General features: G+C 51.3%; 26 protein-coding genes. 25 read left to right on the top strand and 1 reads right to left on the bottom strand.

Going from position 1 to position 20,649, the window contains the following annotated elements:
- The 7 genes from C6Y32_RS06945 to C6Y32_RS06915 all read left to right on the top strand — a co-directional run bounded on the left by C6Y32_RS06945 (position 1) and on the right by C6Y32_RS06915 (position 4,974).
- Positions 1–819, top strand: a complete 819-nt coding sequence (locus C6Y32_RS06945) for a DUF3848 domain-containing protein (RefSeq protein ID WP_105204597.1) — start codon at positions 1–3, stop codon at positions 817–819.
- A complete protein-coding gene (locus C6Y32_RS06940; protein WP_425516119.1) occupies positions 816–1,160 on the top strand; it encodes a plasmid mobilization protein in 345 nt (114 codons plus the stop codon). The genes C6Y32_RS06945 and C6Y32_RS06940 overlap by 4 nt, the downstream gene beginning before the upstream one ends.
- Positions 1,161–1,315: 155 nt before the next feature.
- On the top strand, positions 1,316–1,615 hold the full coding sequence (locus C6Y32_RS06935) for a CD1845 family protein (protein ID WP_071698956.1): 300 nt from the start codon (positions 1,316–1,318) through the stop codon (positions 1,613–1,615).
- A 124-nt stretch (positions 1,616–1,739) separates the two neighbouring features.
- Positions 1,740–2,333: a type IV toxin-antitoxin system AbiEi family antitoxin domain-containing protein gene (locus C6Y32_RS06930; RefSeq protein ID WP_425516120.1), complete on the top strand. Its 594-nt coding sequence runs from the start codon at positions 1,740–1,742 to the stop codon at positions 2,331–2,333.
- Positions 2,330–3,184: a nucleotidyl transferase AbiEii/AbiGii toxin family protein gene (locus C6Y32_RS06925; RefSeq protein WP_002595844.1), complete on the top strand. Its 855-nt coding sequence runs from the start codon at positions 2,330–2,332 to the stop codon at positions 3,182–3,184. The genes C6Y32_RS06930 and C6Y32_RS06925 overlap by 4 nt, the downstream gene beginning before the upstream one ends.
- The gene (locus C6Y32_RS06920) at positions 3,181–3,507 is read left to right on the top strand and encodes a hypothetical protein (RefSeq protein ID WP_006059593.1); all 327 of its coding nucleotides are present in this window, start codon (positions 3,181–3,183) and stop codon (positions 3,505–3,507) included. The genes C6Y32_RS06925 and C6Y32_RS06920 overlap by 4 nt, the downstream gene beginning before the upstream one ends.
- 54 nt (positions 3,508–3,561) lie before the next feature.
- On the top strand, positions 3,562–4,974 hold the full coding sequence (locus tag C6Y32_RS06915) for a relaxase/mobilization nuclease domain-containing protein (protein WP_071698954.1): 1,413 nt from the start codon (positions 3,562–3,564) through the stop codon (positions 4,972–4,974).
- A 188-nt stretch (positions 4,975–5,162) separates the two neighbouring features.
- On the opposite strand, the gene C6Y32_RS06910 is transcribed toward C6Y32_RS06915, so the two are convergent.
- On the bottom strand, positions 5,163–5,504 hold the full coding sequence (locus C6Y32_RS06910) for a helix-turn-helix domain-containing protein (RefSeq protein WP_008723376.1): 342 nt from the start codon (positions 5,502–5,504) through the stop codon (positions 5,163–5,165).
- A gap of 130 nt (positions 5,505–5,634) precedes the next feature.
- Here C6Y32_RS06910 and C6Y32_RS06905 point away from each other — a divergent pair, with 130 nt between their 5' ends.
- From C6Y32_RS06905 to C6Y32_RS06835, 18 genes are all read left to right on the top strand, one after another.
- A complete protein-coding gene (locus C6Y32_RS06905; protein WP_105204596.1) occupies positions 5,635–6,177 on the top strand; it encodes an SLOG family protein in 543 nt (180 codons plus the stop codon).
- Between the two features lie 107 nt (positions 6,178–6,284).
- Positions 6,285–6,455 (top strand): hypothetical protein, encoded by a 171-nt coding sequence (locus C6Y32_RS15345; protein ID WP_008723379.1) that lies wholly within the window; start codon positions 6,285–6,287, stop codon positions 6,453–6,455.
- Between the two features lie 15 nt (positions 6,456–6,470).
- Entirely contained in the window at positions 6,471–7,586 is a 1,116-nt protein-coding gene (locus C6Y32_RS06900) for a hypothetical protein (RefSeq protein ID WP_105204595.1), read from the top strand.
- Positions 7,587–7,647: 61 nt separating this feature from the next.
- Entirely contained in the window at positions 7,648–7,926 is a 279-nt protein-coding gene (locus tag C6Y32_RS06895) for a hypothetical protein (RefSeq protein WP_024739416.1), read from the top strand.
- Positions 7,927–7,947: 21 nt separating this feature from the next.
- Positions 7,948–8,457 (top strand): hypothetical protein, encoded by a 510-nt coding sequence (locus C6Y32_RS06890; protein ID WP_105204692.1) that lies wholly within the window; start codon positions 7,948–7,950, stop codon positions 8,455–8,457.
- A complete protein-coding gene (locus C6Y32_RS06885) occupies positions 8,454–8,687 on the top strand; it encodes an immunity 17 family protein (protein WP_105204594.1) in 234 nt (77 codons plus the stop codon). The genes C6Y32_RS06890 and C6Y32_RS06885 overlap by 4 nt, the downstream gene beginning before the upstream one ends.
- A gap of 11 nt (positions 8,688–8,698) precedes the next feature.
- Positions 8,699–9,202 (top strand): DUF2004 domain-containing protein, encoded by a 504-nt coding sequence (locus tag C6Y32_RS06880; RefSeq protein ID WP_002588985.1) that lies wholly within the window; start codon positions 8,699–8,701, stop codon positions 9,200–9,202.
- Positions 9,203–9,238: 36 nt separating this feature from the next.
- Positions 9,239–9,565 carry a DUF5713 family protein gene (locus C6Y32_RS06875; protein ID WP_002588986.1) on the top strand — a complete coding sequence of 109 codons (327 nt, stop codon included), beginning with the start codon at positions 9,239–9,241 and terminating at the stop codon, positions 9,563–9,565.
- A 5-nt stretch (positions 9,566–9,570) separates the two neighbouring features.
- A complete protein-coding gene (locus tag C6Y32_RS15890) occupies positions 9,571–9,720 on the top strand; it encodes a hypothetical protein (RefSeq protein ID WP_006059601.1) in 150 nt (49 codons plus the stop codon).
- Between the two features lie 65 nt (positions 9,721–9,785).
- Positions 9,786–10,517 (top strand): DUF4241 domain-containing protein, encoded by a 732-nt coding sequence (locus tag C6Y32_RS06870; protein WP_173892457.1) that lies wholly within the window; start codon positions 9,786–9,788, stop codon positions 10,515–10,517.
- A 27-nt stretch (positions 10,518–10,544) separates the two neighbouring features.
- A complete protein-coding gene (locus tag C6Y32_RS06865; RefSeq protein ID WP_006773011.1) occupies positions 10,545–10,985 on the top strand; it encodes an Imm51 family immunity protein in 441 nt (146 codons plus the stop codon).
- A complete protein-coding gene (locus tag C6Y32_RS06860) occupies positions 10,982–11,245 on the top strand; it encodes a hypothetical protein (protein ID WP_006773010.1) in 264 nt (87 codons plus the stop codon). The genes C6Y32_RS06865 and C6Y32_RS06860 overlap by 4 nt, the downstream gene beginning before the upstream one ends.
- A gap of 10 nt (positions 11,246–11,255) precedes the next feature.
- Positions 11,256–11,555 (top strand): DUF6881 domain-containing protein, encoded by a 300-nt coding sequence (locus C6Y32_RS06855; RefSeq protein WP_006773009.1) that lies wholly within the window; start codon positions 11,256–11,258, stop codon positions 11,553–11,555.
- A gap of 15 nt (positions 11,556–11,570) precedes the next feature.
- Positions 11,571–12,521, top strand: a complete 951-nt coding sequence (locus C6Y32_RS06850; RefSeq protein ID WP_006773008.1) for a hypothetical protein — start codon at positions 11,571–11,573, stop codon at positions 12,519–12,521.
- A complete protein-coding gene (locus C6Y32_RS06845) occupies positions 12,518–12,928 on the top strand; it encodes a DUF6966 domain-containing protein (protein ID WP_105204592.1) in 411 nt (136 codons plus the stop codon). The genes C6Y32_RS06850 and C6Y32_RS06845 overlap by 4 nt, the downstream gene beginning before the upstream one ends.
- 11 nt (positions 12,929–12,939) lie before the next feature.
- Positions 12,940–13,917, top strand: a complete 978-nt coding sequence (locus C6Y32_RS06840) for a hypothetical protein (protein ID WP_105204591.1) — start codon at positions 12,940–12,942, stop codon at positions 13,915–13,917.
- Between the two features lie 42 nt (positions 13,918–13,959).
- The gene (locus C6Y32_RS15620) at positions 13,960–14,430 is read left to right on the top strand and encodes a DUF4259 domain-containing protein (protein ID WP_113998225.1); all 471 of its coding nucleotides are present in this window, start codon (positions 13,960–13,962) and stop codon (positions 14,428–14,430) included.
- Between the two features lie 3 nt (positions 14,431–14,433).
- Positions 14,434–20,637, top strand: coding sequence for an immunity protein Imm33 domain-containing protein (locus tag C6Y32_RS06835; RefSeq protein WP_243562592.1), 6,204 nt, complete (start codon positions 14,434–14,436; stop codon positions 20,635–20,637).
- The last annotated feature ends 12 nt before the right edge of the window (positions 20,638–20,649 follow it).

The following is a 20,649-nucleotide window of genomic DNA, read 5'->3' as shown; positions in this document are numbered from 1 at the left end:
ATGAATACTAACGATCTGAATACAGCCCTTTATGAAAAGATGGCTGCCGAACAGGACAAGTTCCGGGACTGGCTGAAAAGCCAGCCCCCGGAAGAAATCCTGCACCACACCTATGAGTACACGGTTCGTGAGGACATTGTGATGGCGATGGAGGAACTGGAGCTGACTGATGCCCAGGCTCAGGCACTTTTGGAATCTCCCTCTCCGCTGGCGGATGTGTACCGCTATTTTGAAAAGTTGGAGACCGGTTATATGGATGTGATCCGGGACAGCATTGAGAACCGTGCCGATGATGTGTGCAGAGCCAAAGAGGAACTGCGAACAACACCGGTCTATCCCCATTCTGCCGCCTATGCGAGAGAACATGGGGAGTTGGAGCAGTACCGGGCTTCCAACAATGCAAATCTCCAATGCAAGGAGTCCATTGAAGCGGCGGTGCGGGAACACTTCGACGGAATGTATCTCAGTCACGATGCGGCAAAGGGTGTGATCGAGATCTATGGCATGGAGCGTGTGGCTATGGTTCTGGCTAACACCGTCCAGCTTCAGGACTGGGATGGGCGCTACTCCCGACGCAACAAAGAATGGGCTAAGACCATTCCCAACGATAATCCCGAAACTGTCCGTTGTGGTTATGCCTTAAACAGCCACCCTGCTGTGCTGGATGGCTTTATTGATCTGGTGCGTGTAGAACAGCAGCGCAGCCGTACTCAGGGAGAAAAACTGCAACCGTCCCGCCCCTCAGTACGGGATAAGCTCAAACAGGAGCTGCCTGCCCATAAGCCTGCCGCCCCGAAGAAACGGGAGCCGGAGCGATAACTATGGCAAAGCGTAAGCGGGATATGCAATTAAACTTTAGAGTTTCAGCGGAGGAGCTTGCTGTGATTGAGCAAAAAATGTCTCAGTTTGGAACCTCCAACCGTGAAGCCTATCTAAGAAAAATGGCGCTGGATGGGTATGTAGTCAAGCTGGAGCTGCCGGAGTTGAAGGAGCTTGTTTCCCTGATGCGCCGAAGCAGCAACAACTTAAACCAGCTGACCCGTAAAGTGCATGAGACTGGACGGGTTTATGATGCTGACTTGGAGGATATATCCCAGCGGCAGGAACAGTTATGGGAGGGCGTAGAGGAAATTCTTACCCAGCTTTCCAAACTTTTATAACAGGGATAGATACTCCATTTGCGGAGGGAGGAACGGCATTACTTCGCTGCTCCTCTCTCCGCTTTTTCTTTTTATCGGTATCCTTGTCTTTTGCCTGCCCATGCCGGATAATATGATTAGAAAAGATACCAAGAACGCTGCAAGGAGGAAATAACATGAAGATTTTGAAAGGGCTTTTGATGATTATAACTGCACCGGTCACTTTGGTGCTGACGCTTTTTGTCTGGCTCTGCACGGGGCTGATCTACATATCCGGTCTGGTGCTTGGTCTGCTCAGCACTGTAATTGCTCTGCTTGGCGTGGCTGTGCTTATTACCTATTCCCCGCAGAATGGTGTGATTTTGCTGGTTATGGCATTTTTGATTAGCCCGATGGGGCTGCCACTGGCTGCAATCTGGCTACTGGGCAAGGTGCAGAGTTTGAAATTTGCAATTCAGGAGTTGGTTTATGGATAAAAATACGCAAAACCATAAAAATGCCAGACACCGTCTGTTAAATTTGGGAAAAGGAATTTTATATCCACGACTTTACTTTTGAACTAATATTGAATATAATATTAGTACGAAAGGAAGTGACATGATGGGACAATTTGAACAGCTGGATCAGATGCTAACAGCACAAGAAGGAATGCTGCGAACATCGCAGGTCGTATCTTCGGGAATTTCAAAGCCGGTATTTTATGATTATGTGCGTTCACGAGATTTGGATAGAGTCGCACATGGGATTTATCTGTCCAAAGATTCCTGGGTGGATGCCATGTATCTGCTTCATTTGCGATTTGAACAAGCAGTATTTTCACATGAAACAGCTTTATTTTTTCACGATCTGACAGACCGTGAACCAATAGAATATACAGTTACGGTCAAAACTGGATGCAATCCAAGCAAAATGAAAGCAGAAGGCATTCAAGTTTTTACGATTAAAGCAGACTTACATGATGTAGGACTTACAACAGCGAAAACTCCGTTCGGGCATACTGTGCCGGTTTATGATATGGAGCGAACGATCTGTGATTTGCTCAGAAGCCGTAGCAGAATTGAAATTCAGACCTTTCAGGGAGCACTGAAAGCGTATGCCCGTAGAAAAGATAAGAACCTGCGAGCTTTAATGCAATATGCTGGGATGTTCAAGGTGGAAAAAATTTTACGACAGTATTTGGAGGTACTTTTATGATAAAAACAGCAAGGCAGCTTAAAGATTTAATACGAAACCTTTCCAGAGAAAAATCCGCAGATGCTCAGATTTTAATGAGGAACTACATGATGGAGCGTTTTTTGGAGCGTATTTCTCTTTCTGAGTATCGTGATAAGTTTATCTTGAAGGGTGGTATGTTGGTAGCGGCTATGGTTGGATTGGATGCCCGCTCTACGATGGATTTGGATGCAACCATAAAAGGAGCTAATGTTAATGTGGAGGATATTGAGAATCTAATTTCATCAATCGTAACTGTTCCGATTGATGATGGTGTTAAATTTCAGCTGAAAAGTATTTCGGAGATTATGGATGAAGCAGAGTATCCGGGGATTCGTGTCAGCATGAGTACAACATTCGATGGTGTAGTGACCCCTTTGAAAATTGATATTTCTACGGGAGATGCAATCACTCCAAGAGAGGTTCGGTATTCATTCAAACTTATGCTGGAAGATCGCTCCATTGATATTTGGGCTTATAATTTAGAAACTGTGCTGGCAGAAAAACTGGAAACCATTATTACCAGAACCACAACCAATACCCGCATGAGAGATTTCTACGATATTTACATTTTAGAACAGCTGCATGGAACCACGCTGAACCCGAAAATTTTACATGATGCGCTTCTGGCAACTGCTCATAAACGGGGATCGGAGAAGTATCTTAACCAGGCTGAAGAAGTTTTTGACGAAGTGGAAAATGATTCGGTTATGCAAAAACTTTGGGAGGCATACCGTAAAAAGTTTTCTTATGCTTCTGATTTGGAATGGGATGTGATTATGAAAGCAATTCGCAGGTTATATGTTCTTTGCGAGAAGGGCATCAGCTTATGAAAAAGCATGGACACTATTGTAAAGTTTGTGGTGAATACAAAGCCAACGAAAAATTTTCAGGCAAAGGTCATGCATCCCACATTTGTAAATCCTGTGCTTCGCTACCAGCAGAAACGCAGGCTGAACTGATGACACTGAATCGTCTTTTGAATCTTCCATGGAGGCTATCGAAAGAGCAGTTGTCCTGGCTGAAAAATCGACTAAAGGATAGGCGGCCTGATGTCCGTGCATTGGCGCAAGAGCAATATGAAATGAGATTTCCACCAAGACACTTAGAAGATGATGAGTTCAATTTTTTCGATGAAGAAAGTTTTATAGAATAGTGAAAGCGGTCTGCTATGGCAGGCCGTTTTCTTTTCGGGAAGGAGGTCTGACCTATGGCAACCACGAGAATCATGCCGCTTCATGTCGGCAAGGGCCGCACAGAAAGTCGGGCGATCAGTGACATCATCGACTATGTGGCCAACCCAAAGAAAACAGATGACGGCAGACTCATTACCGGCTATGCGTGTGACAGCCGGACTGTGGATGCGGAGTTCCTTCTGGCAAAGCGGCAGTACATTGCCGCTACCGGACGAGTGCGCGGCGCGGATGATGTGATCGCCTATCATGTGCGCCAGTCGTTCCGCCCCGGTGAGATCACTCCGGAAGAAGCGAACCGGCTGGGTGTGGAATTTGCCAAGCGTTTTACCAAGGGCAATCATGCCTTTGTGGTCTGCACTCATATAGACAAATCGCACATTCATAATCACATTATCTGGTCATCGGTCAGCTTAGAATATGACCGGAAATTCCGAAACTTTTGGGGCAGCACCAAGGCAGTCCGACAGTTAAGTGACACCATCTGCATCGAAAACGGACTGTCCATTGTGGAGAATCCGAAACCTCACGGAAAGAGCTATAACAAATGGCTGGGCGATCAGGCAAAGCCCTCTCACCGAGAGCTGCTGCGTGTAGCGATTGACAACGCATTATCACAAAGTCCTGCTAATTTTGAGGAGCTGCTGAGGCTGCTGCAAGAGTCCGGCTGTGAGGTATCAAAGCGCGGGAAATCGTATCGCCTGAAGCTCCCCGGTTGGGAGAAAGCCGCCCGAATGGACAGCCTGGGCGAAGGATATGGATTAGATGATTTGCAGGCGGTTCTCTCCGGGAAGAAAGCGCATACCCCACGAAAGAAAATAGTTACACAGGCAGAGACGCAGAAGGTCAATCTGCTGGTGGACATTCAGGCAAAATTGCAGGCAGGAAAAGGTGCTGGCTATGCTCGATGGGCTAAGGTTTTCAATCTGAAACAAATGGCACAGACCATGAATTACCTGTCAGAGAATAACCTGTTGGAGTATGCGATTTTAGAAGAAAAGGCTGCGGCTGCCACGGCACATCACAATGAGCTTTCGGCGCAGATCAAAGCGGCTGAAAAGCGCATGGCAGAGATTGCTGTTCTGCGTACTCACATTGTAAATTATGCCAAGACCCGTGAGGTCTATGTGGCATACCGCAAGGCCGGCTACTCTAAGAAATTCCGGGAAGAACATGAGGAAGAAATTCTGCTCCACCAGGCTGCCAAGAATGCCTTTGATGAAATGGGAGTCAAGAAGCTGCCTAAGGTCAAAGAGTTGCAGACGGAGTATGCGAAATTGCTGGAAGAAAAGAAAAAGACCTATGCCGAGTACCGGCGTTCTCGTGAGGAAATGCGGGAGCTTTTAACTGCAAAGGCCAATGTGGATCGGGTGCTGAAAATGGAGGTAGAACAGGATGTTGAAAAAGAAAAAGACCACGGCCAGCGATAAGCTGGTCCTGGTCAAAAGCGTTCGCAGAACGCGCAGCCACAGAATGAAATTCTGTGTTCAAAGGGGCTTGGGGGCACTGCCCTCAACAAGCAGTTTGTGGCGAAATGGATAGCCACAAGCATTGCTTGCCACAATATGCTGCGCATAAAATGAAAAACTAACGACGGGACGCTTACTGCCTCCTATCGTTAGTTTTCTGTGTTTAAGCGACTTATAAAACCAATCAGCATAATCAGATCGTCATCTGACATCTTTCTCATTCCGTCTAAAGCCTTCTTGATAAGCTGAGGGTTATTTTCCTGTGCATCAAAAAATTGAAGCGGCGTGATTTCAAAATACTCACAGATGTTGAGAAACTGCTTCATAGACGGCATAGAACGCCCAGAAGAAATCGCCTGAATATAGCTTCTGTTCTGCCCTAACTCCATGCTCATCTGATATTCTGAAACGCCTTTTTTCAATCGTAATTCTGTGATTCGATTGCGGATAAATTCTTCGTCCATACGCTCACCTCTCTGCTCTTTTAGCATAGCAGAAAGCAATTCTTGATACTTCGTATGTATTGTGTTATAATTTTGTAATATAACCTTTATACGCATTATTATTTGCGTTATTTTTGCTTTATATGCGTAATCACGGCGGTTATCAAGGGTGATTTATATGAATCAGTATGCCTGCGCCATTACCGGCCACAGACCAACAAGATTTTGCTTTGGATATAATGAGGAAGATCCCCTATGCCAAAAATTAAAAGAATGTCTCCTGGAGCAGTTTCGGATACTCCATGACGAGAAATTTGTCCGTACTTTTTTTGTCGGCGGTGCTCTTGGTGTGGATATGTGGGCTGGAGAACAGCTGCTGACATTGAGAGCACAAACGGGATACGAGGATATTAAAATTATCGTTGTAGTTCCCTTCATCGGCTATGACTCTAAATGGCCGGATCAGAGTAAACATAGATTGAAAAAGCTGATCCAAAACGCAAACGATTCTATTGTTATTTCACATTCTGCGGATGTTTCCAGTTATAAAAAAAGGAATTACTATATGGTCGATCATGCAGAGTACCTCATCGGTGTGTTTGATAATCAGAAAAAGCTGCGTTCAGGCACAGCACAGACAGTCAACTATGCCTTACATCAGGGAAAAGTAATCACTCTGATCCATCCAGACACTATGGAGATAACAGCCCCTGCGCCTTAACAAATTCACAAAAATTTTTCATTAGCATTTCCAACAAAATATTTTCATTGAAGGGGTGCTGTGATATAATAAGATATAAAACTACGCTCAGAATAAATGGTGCCGCTATGAACAAATATATTGGACAGCAATTTGCTGCTTTAAGATACGAAAAAAATATTTTGGTTGTTGAAGAAACTACATCTGCTGGTGGATGCGGCTCCTTCAACGCGGCTTCTTCATGTCCTGCGTCAGCCTGTCTTTATGACAGTGCGGCGTGGGGCTTTTTTATTGCCTGAAAGGAGTATGAGAACATGAGTCTGAAATATACCTGCCCCAGCTGTGGAACCCCATTGGGTTATGAGGGATTGTGTTGGAAATGTAAGTGCGAGCAAGAACGGCAAGCTGCTCTGGCCTGGATGCCGGAACAAATTGTCGAAAAACAAAGAAACTTGATACAGAACATCCAGAGGCTGGCTGATATGGAGGACCCAGAGTTCGCCGACTTTTGGCAGCTGCTTGGCTACCATGATGCCATCACCCCGGAGATTCAGCGAGTGGCACTGGCCGCAGAGGTGTTCTGGCCCTGTGAGATCTATTATCATGCTCCCGCCGATGTGCGGGATGGTCTGATCCATGCGCTGTTGTCCGCAGAATATTCCAGCGCGGCCTCCAACCTGATGAGTTGCCTTGCTATGCAAGGAGATGACAAGGCAATGGAGACTCTGCTGGAGCTGGAGCGAAATCCCCGGCCCTGGCGCAAGGGCCTCTATGTAGACCCATCCAGCTATGCGCAGATCGGAGGCTGGACCTTCGACAAGGAGGGCCAGAAAATCCAGCTCAACTTCGATACCTGCTATCCTATGGTCAAAGGAACCACCAGCGAGAAATCTCCCGTCCGCATTGGCCGGGCACGGGAGGACACATGCCCCCACTGTGGCGGACGCATGGTGGACATGCTGGTGCTGGATGGCCAGGATGAGCGGCTGAAATTTCTGGGGTTGGATGGTATTCTGACTGCCACCTGCTGCCCCAACTGTGTGGGATTCTTGAAAGGTCCAGCCTTTAACAGTTTTACCCTGGATGGCGGCGTGGAAGTCTTTCCCTCCGAGCTCTTTGACGGGGCGGAGAAAACGGATTGCTATGTCAGTCCCGAGGACTACAAGGCCCTCACGGAAAATCCCTTTGTGCTGGGCGAAGCGCCCGTGCCCCTGTTTTACGGTGCGGCCTGCCAGGATGTGAACACGGTGGGTGGCTTTGCCAACTGGGTACAGGACGCGGAATATACGACCTGCCCCCACTGCGGGAAACCTATGAAATATCTGGCCCAGATTCAGTGGGATACGGTGTTTGACTGTGCGGAGGGCACGCTCTATGTGGAATTCTGCCCGGACTGCCATATCGTGTCCATGCAGCACCAGCAGACCTAAAAAAGTCGCACGGTATGAAAAGAGAAATACCAGCAGGTATTTGCGTAAGGAGGCGTCCACTATGTGCGAGCACTGCCGAAACATTCAAACATGGAGAAAATTTGACGCCCCAAAGGACTATCTGGCCTGTATTGCTTACATTCAGCAGTTGGTGTCGGAGGGGGAATTTGAACTGATGCAAGAGGAATCCACCTGCCCACTGGAGAAGGTAAAGACAGAGGATGGCTGGGCAGACGAAATTATGGCTCACATGATTAGGTGCAAGCACTGCGGCCAGATCTTCACCTGTGTGGTCAACACCTGGCGAGGCAGCGAACACTTCAGAAAAGGCAAGGGATAACACAGAAAAGGCGGTGAAATGATGAATCAGACAGAAGAAACAAAACTGCTGGAGCAGATTGAGGAGTGGAATGATGCGGACGAGTTCTCACGATGTATTGAGGCCATCGAGGCTATCCCGGAGCAGGAGCGAGATTATTTGCTAACCGTCAAGTTGAGTCGGGCTTACAGCAATCTGGCGGTCCTGGGAGATCATGGAGAGCACGGAACCGACAGTGAAGTGGACGGAAATCTCATCCAGCACGCCATCCGACTGCTGGAGTCCGTTCGCACCCAGGGAGAAAACGACCCTTACTGGAACTCCCGGATGGGCTATTCCTGCCTGATGGCATACAGCTCCGCAGCCATCGCCTATGAATACGCAAAACGCTGGCTGTCCCTGGCCCCGGATGACCCAGCCGCCCAAAAGCTGGTTCGGGACTGCGAGGAGTATCTGGAGGAGGAAAAAGCCTTGGAAATAGATTTGAAAGAACGGGAGGAATTTATTCGGCGGGAAACTCCCGATGATGAAAAGGGGGTTATATGTAAATGAACAGCGAACAGATCACAACATTTTTGCAAGAGTATTGGTGCATTGCCTCGGTGCTCATCGGGGTCGTGATTTTAATTGGGGCGATCCGCAACTGGAACTGGCTCTGCGACCCCACTGGTACGCGGGATGCCCACCGCCACAGCAGAGGATACCGGCGTGTGGTTTTCTTTCTGCTGGGTGTCCTCTTGATTGTGGTGAGTATCTGGGGATTTGTGCTGAAATTGAAATAAGAGGTATATCTATGAAACTGAATTGTAAACGCATTGATTTTACATATACACCCGGTGAGGAAATCTTCAACTTTCCCGAGGAATCGGGACTACCCTTTATCTTCGATGTAGAGGAAGAACTGACCGGCGATCCTGCTGTCATGGATGCGGTGGGAGAAATGCTGGATGAGGCGGAGAAATTGGCGGAGAAGGCCAAAGCCGCCATCAAAGCGGCGCTGGCAGACGAGGACAGCCGCTACCATAGCGTTGTGACATTTTTCATGGAGTTCCATCGGGACGATGTAGGCCCGGATATTGTGGCGGAACTTTTTCCGGGAACCGACCCAGCCAAACTGTCCTTTGCTGAGATGGTTGACTTTTTGAAGCTCAAGCGGTTCGGCAGTCTGGTGGATAGCGAGATGAACCAGCAAGTTTTCATTCTGGATCTGTCCTTTAACCCGGAGATTACCGACGAACTGATGGTAATCTACTTTGATTTGAACAAGGAGATTTTCTGTATCACACATGAGAGCTGAGCGTGACTGACATACACGAGGAAAGGAGCAATCCCTATGAAAGCATTTGACCCCAATTACAAGCTGCTGGACGAGATGTATCAGGACGATTACTATCCTGCTTTTCTGGTGGACAAGGTAAAGGACGAGCTTCAGAAGGTCATCGCCCTGCTGGAGAGTGGCGAAACCGACACCGAAGTGGTGCAGGAAACGCTGGACGAGGCGGTCTGCGGCATCAATGATCTCCAGGAGGAGTTTGACGAGAACGACAGCGAGATCGAAACGGTGGCGCGGGAATGTATTGCGGCAACCGTGGCCTACATTCTGGAGTGGTTTGGCATCCCCATTGACACCGAGGAGGCCATCCGGGAACGGGACTGGTGAACCCTATGGCAGAAAAAGAACTGGCCCTTTGTGATGAGTGCGGAAGCCTGTTTTTCAAAGGCTCCTCACAGATGATGGGGCTGTGCCAGAATGTGCCCATGTTCTCTATGGCTACCCGAATTGTGACCATCATTTTCAGGATGGCCGGTGTGTGAACTGCTATTGGGACGGCTCAAAGAGTGTGTACATCAAGAAACAGAATCAACAGGAGGAAACTGATATGCCTACAACTGAATGGCTGAACAAATACGAAGCAATCAAGGATAAATTGACCTGTAAAGATGACTTGGAGGCCCATTTCACAGAGAAAGTGATTGGGAACATGGCGGTGGATGTGCTGGACATCGGCACCGTCCATTTCCCCACCGGGCAGATTTTCGCCTGTGATCCGCTGGTGGAACTGGAGGACACTCTGCCGTTCCTTCAAACGATCCCCGCCGGAACTTATCCCGTAAAAATCTGCGTGGTGCCCAGCGAACAATACGGCGACCGCTATGCCTGCGTCAAGGTGGAGGTTTCTCAGGAAAAGCCTGTCCGCTATGAGCTGGGCATGGTGGGCAACGAGGATCTGGACGAGGAACTGGGAGAGGACGAGTATTTTGGCTTTGGCGTAGACGCCGGGATGGGCTGTGTCGCGGACATCCAGACCCAGGCGGCCTTCAAGGCATACTGGGCCAAGCGTTTAGAAGAAGACCCGGACATCGACCACTACAACGACCTGTTCTGCGATCTTCTGGAAGAAAACGCCAAAGCCTACCCCAAATATCAGGGGGACTGCGGCGACTGGCTCAACTGGACAGTGCCGGGCACGGACTGCAACCTGCCCATCTTTGCCTCCGGCTGGGGGGATGGTTACTATCCTGTCTACTTCGGGTATGACGCCAAGGGCAAAATCTGCGCCGTGTATGTGCGGTTCATTGACATTGAAGCCAGTTATCGAGAGCAGGATTAAAAATGTGACAGAACAAAGGAGAACACTATGAAAGACCTTTGCCAATACGGAAACCGGCCGGAGGACGAATGGGAAATCTTGCCCTGGATACCTGACCCGCGTCCGCCCTTCAAAATCTGGGTGAAGCCGGAGCAGATTGCGCCATTCTTTCTCATTCCCCACCACCCCTATGCGCTCTCCCTTCTGCTGAAAATCAACAATGGATTCCGGACGGAAGTATTCCGTCGGCTGGGACTGACTGGAAGCAGCGGAGACTGGGAGCGGCTGGTCCGGGGCGTGATCCAGGAGTTCGAGGAAAATAACAGCGGCGTGGATCTGTTTCACTTCGACTCTGACGAGGATGTGTTCTGCGTGTACTCCCAATACATCGACGATTTGATGCTGCTGTCCAAAATGATCCGGGCGGCCTGTGACAATGAAAAAACGATGGGGATGTATCTGAACATGAGCGAGGTTGCGAAAGCATGAAAGATTTGACCACTCAAACAGGGATTATAGTAAAATGCAGTAAAACGGCCATTGAATTTTTCCAAAATGCTCAATCAGTGGATTTCTTCTCTGCACTGGAAATTCCGAAGGAATTCCAAGACATAGCGGTTGAGTTTTATGATTTGATTATGGAAAACGATCATCTCGCGGCCTTGCTGGGCTGTCGCGGCAATTATGATATTGCAATACAGATAGATGAGGTAACCGGCACCATGACGGGGTGGCATTGGTTCAAATGAGGGAAATGGAATGATGGAGTACATCAAGCTTTTTTGGGAGGACGCACCGGAGGGAGAACCGTCGGTGATCCTCTATGAAGTGGATACAGAAAATGAGCGGCTGGCCCTCCACTCCATTGACATCTTTGCAGATGGCCGCACCCGCAATATCCCTGACCTTTACGACGGCGCCATCGAGATCACGCCGATCCCCACCGTGGAGGAATTGAACGCCCATGTCTGGGGTGAGGAGTTCCACGCCTGCGTCATAGAGCAGGCGGAATTTGAGGCCGCCTGGGAAAGCCACACCTATGATGGAGCGTTAAAGTAGCCAGGAGGAGACACTATGAACAAACCTATAAAAGCCAAAAATCTGCCGTTGTTCTCCATCATTGACCTGGACCAGCTGCGCCGGGAAAAACATCTGGAGGGCACAGAAGTGACAGACTTTTTCACGGCAAGGGATGGAAAAGTCTATCTTCTCATGGAACAGCCGTCCGAAACACAGGGTAAGGACTGGCTCAGCACTCCTTCCACCTATACCGCAGTGGAAATCCAGCTGGATTGGGCGGAACAGCGGGTGCTGGAAACGACGCTGTTTCCTCTTGGCCTCTTGAAGTTCCAGTTTCATTATTTGCGGCCCGCAGGTGATCACTTCCTCCTGCTGGGGGCAAGATGCGCCTATCGGGAAAACGGCCCCGACCAGAACGCCTGGATCGTCAGCCGGGACGGAGCTGTGCTGTCCCGTTTCTGCCTGGGGGATGGCATTCAAGACTGTGTGGTAAAAAAAGATGGCACCATCATTACCAGCTACTTTGACGAAGGTGTATTTGGTAATTACGGTTGGGATGAACCTCTGGGTGCTTGCGGCCTGATTGCATGGACATCGGAGGGAACTCCTCTCTGGAAGAATGAGAACTATTCCATCTATGACTGCTACGCCATCAGCCTGGACGAAGAAGAAAACCTGTGGTTTTATTATTACGATGAATTCCGGCTGGTGCGGACGAACTTCAAAGAGGACTTTGTATTTGAACTGCCAATCGAAGGAAGCGGAGCTTTTTCTGTTGCCCCGTCCGGCAATACCTTCCTGTTTCAAGGCGGATACCAGCAACGGGATAAATTCTACTTCCTTACCGCTCATGGTGATCACCTTGGGAAAAAACAGGAGGCTATTCCCACCTGTGACGGAAACAAGGTCGCTGTGGAGCAGTGCAGCCTGCTTCGCAGCCGGATGTTGTTCCTTGGAAAAGATGGTGTGCTCTATGGAGGTATTTGGGGGAGCGATGGCCAATGAAACAGTCTGATATTTATACCGAGGCTCTGACCTGTCTGCGCTCCATCCTTCTGGCAGACCATCCAGAGTTCCAAAACTGGATCGGCTGGCTGGAGCGGGACATTCAGGACTGGAACCAGCAGCGGGAGGTTGCCCACCATCTTCGGGCATACGGTGGTATGGGCTCATTCAATGATCTGCCCAGTATGCGCGGAAATCACGACTACATTTTTGACTTTCTAAAGTCTGTGTGCTATGCCTTCGGCCATCTTTATGGCAAACGGGAAGGCATTTCTCCGGAGGTATTGATGGCGGAGTGCCTCCACGATGTAGAGCAGGCAGCCTATCACCCCCATAAGCCACTGAACCAAGCCATTGCCCAGCACTTGATGCAGGGCGATTTACAGGAAAACCTGGATAGGCTGTAGGAGAACTTACTATGAACGAAAAACTGTCCCGTCCCCAATTCAATCAAATGGACACCACCGAGAAGCAGACACTGATGGAAAGCCTGGCTGCTCGTTATACTATGACCTTTCTTGATCTACATACTTTTGACCGCTGGGGCCAGAGCAGCACCACCGGCATATTCGAAAAAGATGGCCGGAAGTTTGTCTTTGTTCCCGGCGATACCGTCACCCTGGGCTGGGAGCAGTTTGCCGTGGGACTGAATCAGGAGAGCCGGGAGGAATTGGAGTATCTGTTCCGGGAATGGGAAATGGAACCGCAGAACCCGGAGGAGATGATCCGGGAAAGCATGGCTCCCGTCCGGCAAGTGGCCATTGGCCCCATGCTGGTGGGCCGGGAGTTGGAGGAAATTAACTGGGAGCCAGTCAAAATGGACGATCCCAGGCTGACTGCCCACCCTGACTGGCTGAAGGAGTTCCGGGATTTTGCCTGGAGTGACAGCAGCAGTCTTACCTTGCATCAGTCGGCCCGTATTGAGCGGACGGAAGATGGATTTCAGACCTGGATCTATAACCGCACTGATTACGATGAACTCCTTGCCATGCTGGAAAACAGGGGCTTCTCCCTGCCCACGGCGGACGAGTGGGCCTACCTGTGTGGCGGCGGGTGTCGGACCCTGTTCCCGTGGGGAGATGGGTTAGACTACTCCATGCGTCTGCGCTGGTTTGAGGACATGGATGAGGATGAGAACCGGCCCTATGACATGGAGGAACCCAACTTCTTCGGCCTGTCCATCGCCTACGATCCCTATATGCGGGAAGTGGTGCAGGCTGATAGGCTTACCACCTGCGGTGGCGATGGCGGGTGCAATATCTGCGGCGGGCTGGGTCCATTTCTCGGTTTCCTACCCTGTTCGCCCCACTGTAAGCCGGAAGTGCAGGAGGACAATGAACTAAACGGAGATTATGACTTTTATCGGCCTATCATTCGGCTGGAGAACTATGATTGACAATAGAAGCTTGATACAAAATAAAGAAAGAGAGGTGCCGACATGGGAGCATGGGGCATAAAAGCATTAGAGCGTGACGAAGGACTGGATGTACTGGACATCCTCAAAAATGAATATGTACCGGAGCATCCGGTAATGGATCTGGGCGAGATGATCGAACTGATGAAAGAGGAAGTCATGCTGGGAGCTGACTTCTCACAAATCGACTTCCTCTTTGACAATACTGCGATGGCTCTGGCGGAGCTGTATTTCCAATGGAAGGATAATGGCAAGCTGGACTACGATCATGAAGAAGCTATATGGGATAAAGTCACCGGTTTCACAGCATCCAAAGAAGCCCTTGCTTTCCTGCTGCGGCAACTCACCGACATCAAAAACGAGGTGCCGGACGAGGACGGCATCCGTGAGATTGTGGATCTTTGGAAGAACGAGGACAGCGGTGAGATCGCTCCTGCGTGGCCAGAGCATTTGGACTGGCTCATCAAGCGACTAATTTCGGAACAGGAGGCGTAACAAATGTATATCAAAAAATACTGGGGTAACTTTATCGGAGGCTCGGACGACAGCCTGAACCTTGTGGCCTTTTTGGTAGATCAGAAGAAGGAGGAGATCCCCCTCAGCGAGATCTTCGCCAAGATCGGGCTGGACAAGCAGAACTGGGACTTCCGCCAGACCGTGGAGTATCTGGAGTTTACACACTCCGATGGCGTGGAGATGGACTTCCACTTCGCCATTGATGTGGTCACTGATCTGGCCGCCATCCTGCTGGAGTGCAGCGTCAGTGGCAGTGTGAACCTTCAGGATCTGGACGAGTACAACACCCCTGCCCGCCGCATCCGCATCACCGTCACGCCAGAGGAGCATGACGCCATGAACAAGGCACTGGCGGATTTTGCCCAGAATCCGCTGGAATATGACCTCAGTGAGATGATGGACAACGAGGAGATCCAGGAGATGGCTCGGGATGTGGAGGCGCTGCGGAAGGAACTGTACGAGGCCGCTGGCCGCAACCGGGACTACCATGTGAAAGCGGAGGATGTGAAATCTCTGCTCCCTGACTGGGAGGGCGCCGATGGCTGCATCGCCACCAACCGCATCACAGTAGAGGGCCGCAAGATTGGCTACTGCTACCGGGAGGAGCCGGACGGCGGCTGGGACAGCGGCTGGCGCTTTACCGCCGGTGATGAGAGCGACGAGTACATGGACGACCCTAACAACGCCGGGATCTACAAGCTGAACACGATCTGCAATGACGATCCCGACATCATCCCTTTGCTGAACACCCCCGCTCCCTGCGCCTTTGAGCGGGATGAAAATGGCGTGTTCCAGAAGATCAAAGACTGGAAGCCGGATGAGGACGAGGAGGACCCTGATATGGACATTTTGAAGCAGTGCCAGAAGTGGCATGAGGAGAGCAAACAACATAAAATTATTGATGCGCTGGAGGCCATCCCCGCCGAGGAGCGTACCCCTGAGATGGACAGCGAGTTGGCCCGCGCCTATAACAATCTGGCAGACCCACATAAGCCAACTTGCAAAGAAATGCTCAAAAAGGCCCTCGCTCTGCTAAAGCCCCATGAGGAATACTTCGAGGACGACTATTACTGGAACTTCCGCATGGGTTACTCTTACTTTTATCTGGATCAGGAGGGCCGGGCTCTGCGATATTTTGAAAAGGCATTGGAAGTCCGCCCTGGTGACGATGACACCAAAGAGTTTATCGAACGGTGCAAGCAGGGTATTTCTCTGCCGCAGTTCTGGGAGTGCTTCCGGGAGCGGACAGAGAACTGGTGGGAAACCTTTGCCGAGATGGAAGCAGAATTGCGCCAGATGATGGATGAGGACAAAGATTACACCCGCGGCGCAGAACTCGTGGCCCCAATGGAAGGGGCTTTGAACCAGGCGTTTGACGAAATCTCCTTCGAGATGGGCTTCAACGGCAAAAAGCATGAGCTGATCCTCACCCCGGAGGGCGACAAGGTCAAGCTGTTTGAGCTGGTCTACTTCCAGAAGCACGCCCCCAAGGAGGTGCTGGAGCACTGGAACATCCTGGTGGGCCGTCAGCCCCTCCAGAACATCGGCCTGCGCACCGAGGACGGCTGGGATATCTCCGGGGAGGATGTGCAGATCTGGCTGGAGGAGCAGGGTGAAAACAGCTTCGCCATCTCCGCTTACTGCGAAAAGCTGCTGCCTATGCTCCGGGAGGAAGAAGGCCGGGCCTGGTGGATGCTCACCACCCTCACCGATCAGGTGCTGGGTGAGATCCCCCACATGAGATACATAGACAGCTTTGATGTGCTGGAGGAACCCAAGGCAGAGCCGTCCTTCCTCCTGTCCCAGCTGCCCGACAAACTGCGGGAGCAGGGCCTGGAGCTCTCCACCGACCCGGAAGCCTATCTGGAGAGCTACCTTGGTTACAAAATGGAACCCAAACAGGACCCGGACGCCGATTGGCGGCTGGATGTAATGGCCGGTTCCACCTGCTGTGTGCCGCTCATCAACGGCTATCTGAATGCCGACAATGATTTTATGGACGATCTCCATGCCGACGGCGCGGTGGCGGGCTTCTTCTGCTATCCCCTGGATACCCTGCGGGAGGAGGAAGGCAGTCAGAAAATTTTCGACTTCCGGGACAAACTGGAGGAAGTGCTCACCGGCGGGGATGGTTCGGAAGTGCTCACTCTCACCGGCGGGGCAACCGGCCTCTACTGCGGCTATGTGGACTTCATCGCCTGGGACATCCGAGAGGCGCTGAACATGGCGAAAGAGTTCTTTGAAGGCACGGACATCCCCTGGGCCATCTTCCACACCTTCCGCCGTGAAGCAGGTTCTGTACCCCTAAAGCAACAAGATGATGGGCCAGAAACTAAGAATCAGGATGACGAGTTGGACGAAACGCTGACGGGCATGGACTATATTCCTTATACCCAACAGAACGCCGAAGCATTCTTCGCTCAGCTGGAGCAGTGGAACGCCGAAGACGAGTACACCCGCTGTATCCAGGCACTGAATGCCATCCCGGAGAACTGGAGGAACTACCGCACCGCCTACGCCCTGGCCCGTGCACTGGAGAACTACGCCATCATCGGGGACCATGACGAAGGTACTTTGAAATCCAAGGGAGACAAAGCCCTTCTGAGGGCCATTGAGGTGCTGGAGTCCGTCCGGGAGGAAGGCCAGGACAAGGCGGAGTGGAATATGCGGATGGCCTATGGCTATCAGTATCTCTACGGCCAGGAGGAAAAGGCCATTCCCTACGCCCAGCGGTGGGCAGAGTTGGACCCGGAGGATGAAAATGCTCCGGCGGTGATTCGGGAGTGTAAGGCGGAGATCCGGAAACACCAGCGCAGCCGGAAGAAGAAGGCCAAATTCGTGCCCGGTGATACCCCATTTGAGGGCTTCGACCTCACCAACTTCTGGGATGATAATTGGTATGCACTGAAAGAATATGTCAGTGAGCCGCCTTCCGATGAGCTGATTGCCAGCGTGGAGGAGGAACTGGGCTACAAGCTGCCCGCCGCCTACATCTGGCTGATGAAGCAGCACAACGGCGGCATTCCGGTGAACACCTGCTATCCCTGCGATGAACCTACCTGCTGGGCAGATGACCATGTGGCCATCACCGGCATTTTCGGCATCGGACGAGAAAAGAGCTGCTCCCTCTGTGGAGAGCTGGGCAGCCAGTTTATGATCGATGAGTGGGAGTATCCTGCCATCGGTGTGGCCATCTGCGACTGTCCAAGCGCCGGACACGATATGATTTTCCTGGACTACCGGGCTTGCGGTTCCCAGGGAGAGCCTGCGGTAGTCCATGTGGATCAGGAAAATGACTATAAAATTACCCATCTGGCAGATAGCTTTGAGGAATTTATCCGCAGACTGGAGCATGAATCCCTCTATGATCCGGATGAAGATGCAGGGGGTCTTGAGGATGACGCCGACGAGGAGGAAACCGACCATAAGGGTTCCTTTGCCGGATCTGTGCTCCTCTCCAAAGCAGAGTGGGACAAGGAGCAGTTGATTCGAGATCTGCGGGAAGAATGGGGTATCGTAGATGAGGAGCCGGATGAGGGCGACGAAGATGTTGAGAACAGCAATGACGCTGTGGTAATGCGGGTCGGCAATATGATGCTGATTGTGACACTATTCCACGGTCACATCCCGGACAATGAAGCAGAGATCAACGCCGAAAACAACTATATGTGGCCAGAGGCCGTAGAAGTGGCCAAAGCGCACAAGGCCCATATCATGGTGGCTGTGTTGGGCGAGGAGGAAAAACTGCTGGAACGAGGTAAGCTGTTCACCAAGGCGATGGCAGTGTGCTGCAAGCAGAAATACGCCACCGGTGTCTACACCAGCGGCGTGGTATTTGAGCCTCGTTTCTATGAGGGCCTTGCCGATATGCTCAAAGAGGACGAACTGCCCATCTTCAACTGGGTTTGGTTCGGCCTGTACCGGAGCGAGGGGGGCCTAAACGGCTACACCTACGGCATGGATGTGTTTGGCAAGGAGGAAATGGAGGTGTTGAACACCGACGCTGAGCCGGAGGAACTGCGGGACTTTTTGGCCAGCCTTGCCTCCTATGTGCTGGCGTGTGATGTGACGCTGCAAGACGGCGAGACCATCGGTTTTTCTGCGGACGATAAGCACACCATCACCCGCAGCCCCGGCATCTCTCTGCCAGAAGAACAGATGACCCTGAAGATCGGTTACGAGCCTATAAAGGGAGATCCGGAGGATGACAGCTGCGACCACTCAGACAATGATGACACGCAGGATGAGGAAGAATTCAGTAATCCCGAAGTCTACACCGAGGAGGAGATGGAAGCCGTCGAGGAGCACATTGAGCAGTATTTCGGCAAGTTCGAGAATGTGTTCCATGAGCTGGTTTCTCCCGACATCCATGTGGACATCTGCGTGGTGCCGCCCTCTGAGGAGCGGGACTACTGCACCCTGGTCACCATGGGCATGGGCGCTCACCGGATGAATGTGCCGGAGGAACTGGCGGAATATAAGCTGGAGCGGGCGGAGCTGGCCATTGCCCTGCCTGCGGACTGGAAGCTGGATCAGGAGTCCATGAAAGACGAAAAGTGGTACTGGCCCATCCGCCTGCTGAAATCCTTGGCCCGCCTTCCCATTGCCAGCGATACCTGGCTGGGCTTTGGACATACCATGGATAACAAGGAGAACTTTGCGGAAAATACGAAGCTGTGTGCCGCCATTCTCACCGGCCCCCAAAGTACAGAGGAGGGCGGCGAGGTCTGCACCCTGCCGGGCGGCGAGGAGGTCAACTTCTATCAGGTCATTCCGCTTTATGAGGACGAGTTGGACTATAAACTGGAACATGATGTAGACGCTCTGCTGAACAAGATGAGGGGGATCAGTTTTGTTGTAAACCCCACTCGCCAGAATGCGATCACCCGTGGCACCCTTTCCAATGATAATTTTGACGGTGAGATGGACGACGCTTCCTATCACCTTGAGAGCATTGAGGAGAAGGAACTGCCTATTGACCCCATCAATGCTTATAACCACATGGCCATCTACTTGCGCTGGTGCATGGAGCACGACCTGATGGGCGAGGACTTCCTGAAAGAATACAGCGAAGTGGCCAAACAGGTCAAAGCCGACCCTGCCAGCGTGGATCTGCGGGAGTTTATCCGGGATGAGCTGGACGGCTGTCTGTTCTTTGTGCTGTTCAATCAGCAAGGCCGTGCCTTTGCAGGCTATTACTACGGAGAGGGCGACAGCCCCTACTATCCTGCCGACATTGATGACTATGCCCTGAAATATTTTGGTCCGTCCCGATACCACTCCAATGAATTTCAACAGGAGGCATACTTATTCATCCCATTTGATGAGAAATACTATCAGACCATGGCTCAAGTGATTGAGGAACGCTTTGAAAACTGGCAGGGACAGGACTTCGACGAGGATACGCTGGAGCCTTCCGAGGTTGCTCAGGCCATCATGGAGTATCTGGACTGCGAGTGTACCTATTTCCCATCCATGGCAGATGATGACCCCATCATGTCGGCATACAGCTACGCCCAGCGGCTGGGGGTACGGGAGGGCTTTGTTCCCGTGCTCATCAAGGCGGATGATGAAACGCTGTTGGAGTGTCTGGTGATGAACGCCGACCCGGAGAACGATGCGGACTTTTATGAATTTGACCTCAAAACGGTAATGGAGTATCGAAAGAAGATGCTCTCCGCTCCCGTCAAGGACGGAAAGGCGGTTCTGGAGGAATTGACCGGCCAGCGCAAGGAAGAAGCCGAGGACGATGACATGGACTGGGAGGAGGAAGTCCTGGGCGAGATGGAGGGCGGCTATGACAATGACCGCTTCTCCTGCTATTGGGATTCGGATAGCCACATGACCTATCCGCTCATTCTGGCCAAAATTCCGGTCAAGAACCCCTGGGAGATCTTCGCCTACCTGCCCTTTGGAAACTGGAACGAGTGTCCCGACACGCCGGAGCTGATGGCGGTGGCGAAATACTGGTTTGAACAGCATGGAGCGGTCCCTGCCGCTATGACCCATGACGAGCTGGAGTTCCTGCTCCCGGTCCCCGTTTCCAAGGAGAAGGCCATGGAATTGGCCGCGGAGCAGTATGGGTTCTGCCCAGACATTGTGGATCAGGAGCAAGATGACCCGACGGTGGGCAATTTAGCAGATGTTCTGTGGCAGTCCACTGTCTGGTACTTCTGGTGGGATTGATGGGAGGTTGTG

The organism is Neobittarella massiliensis (ex Bilen et al. 2018) (genome assembly GCF_900289145.1).
GTDB classification, from domain to species: domain Bacteria; phylum Bacillota; class Clostridia; order Oscillospirales; family Ruminococcaceae; genus Neobittarella; species Neobittarella massiliensis.
Note: the sequence above shows the minus strand (reverse complement) of the source record. Positions and strands in the feature narration are given on the sequence as shown.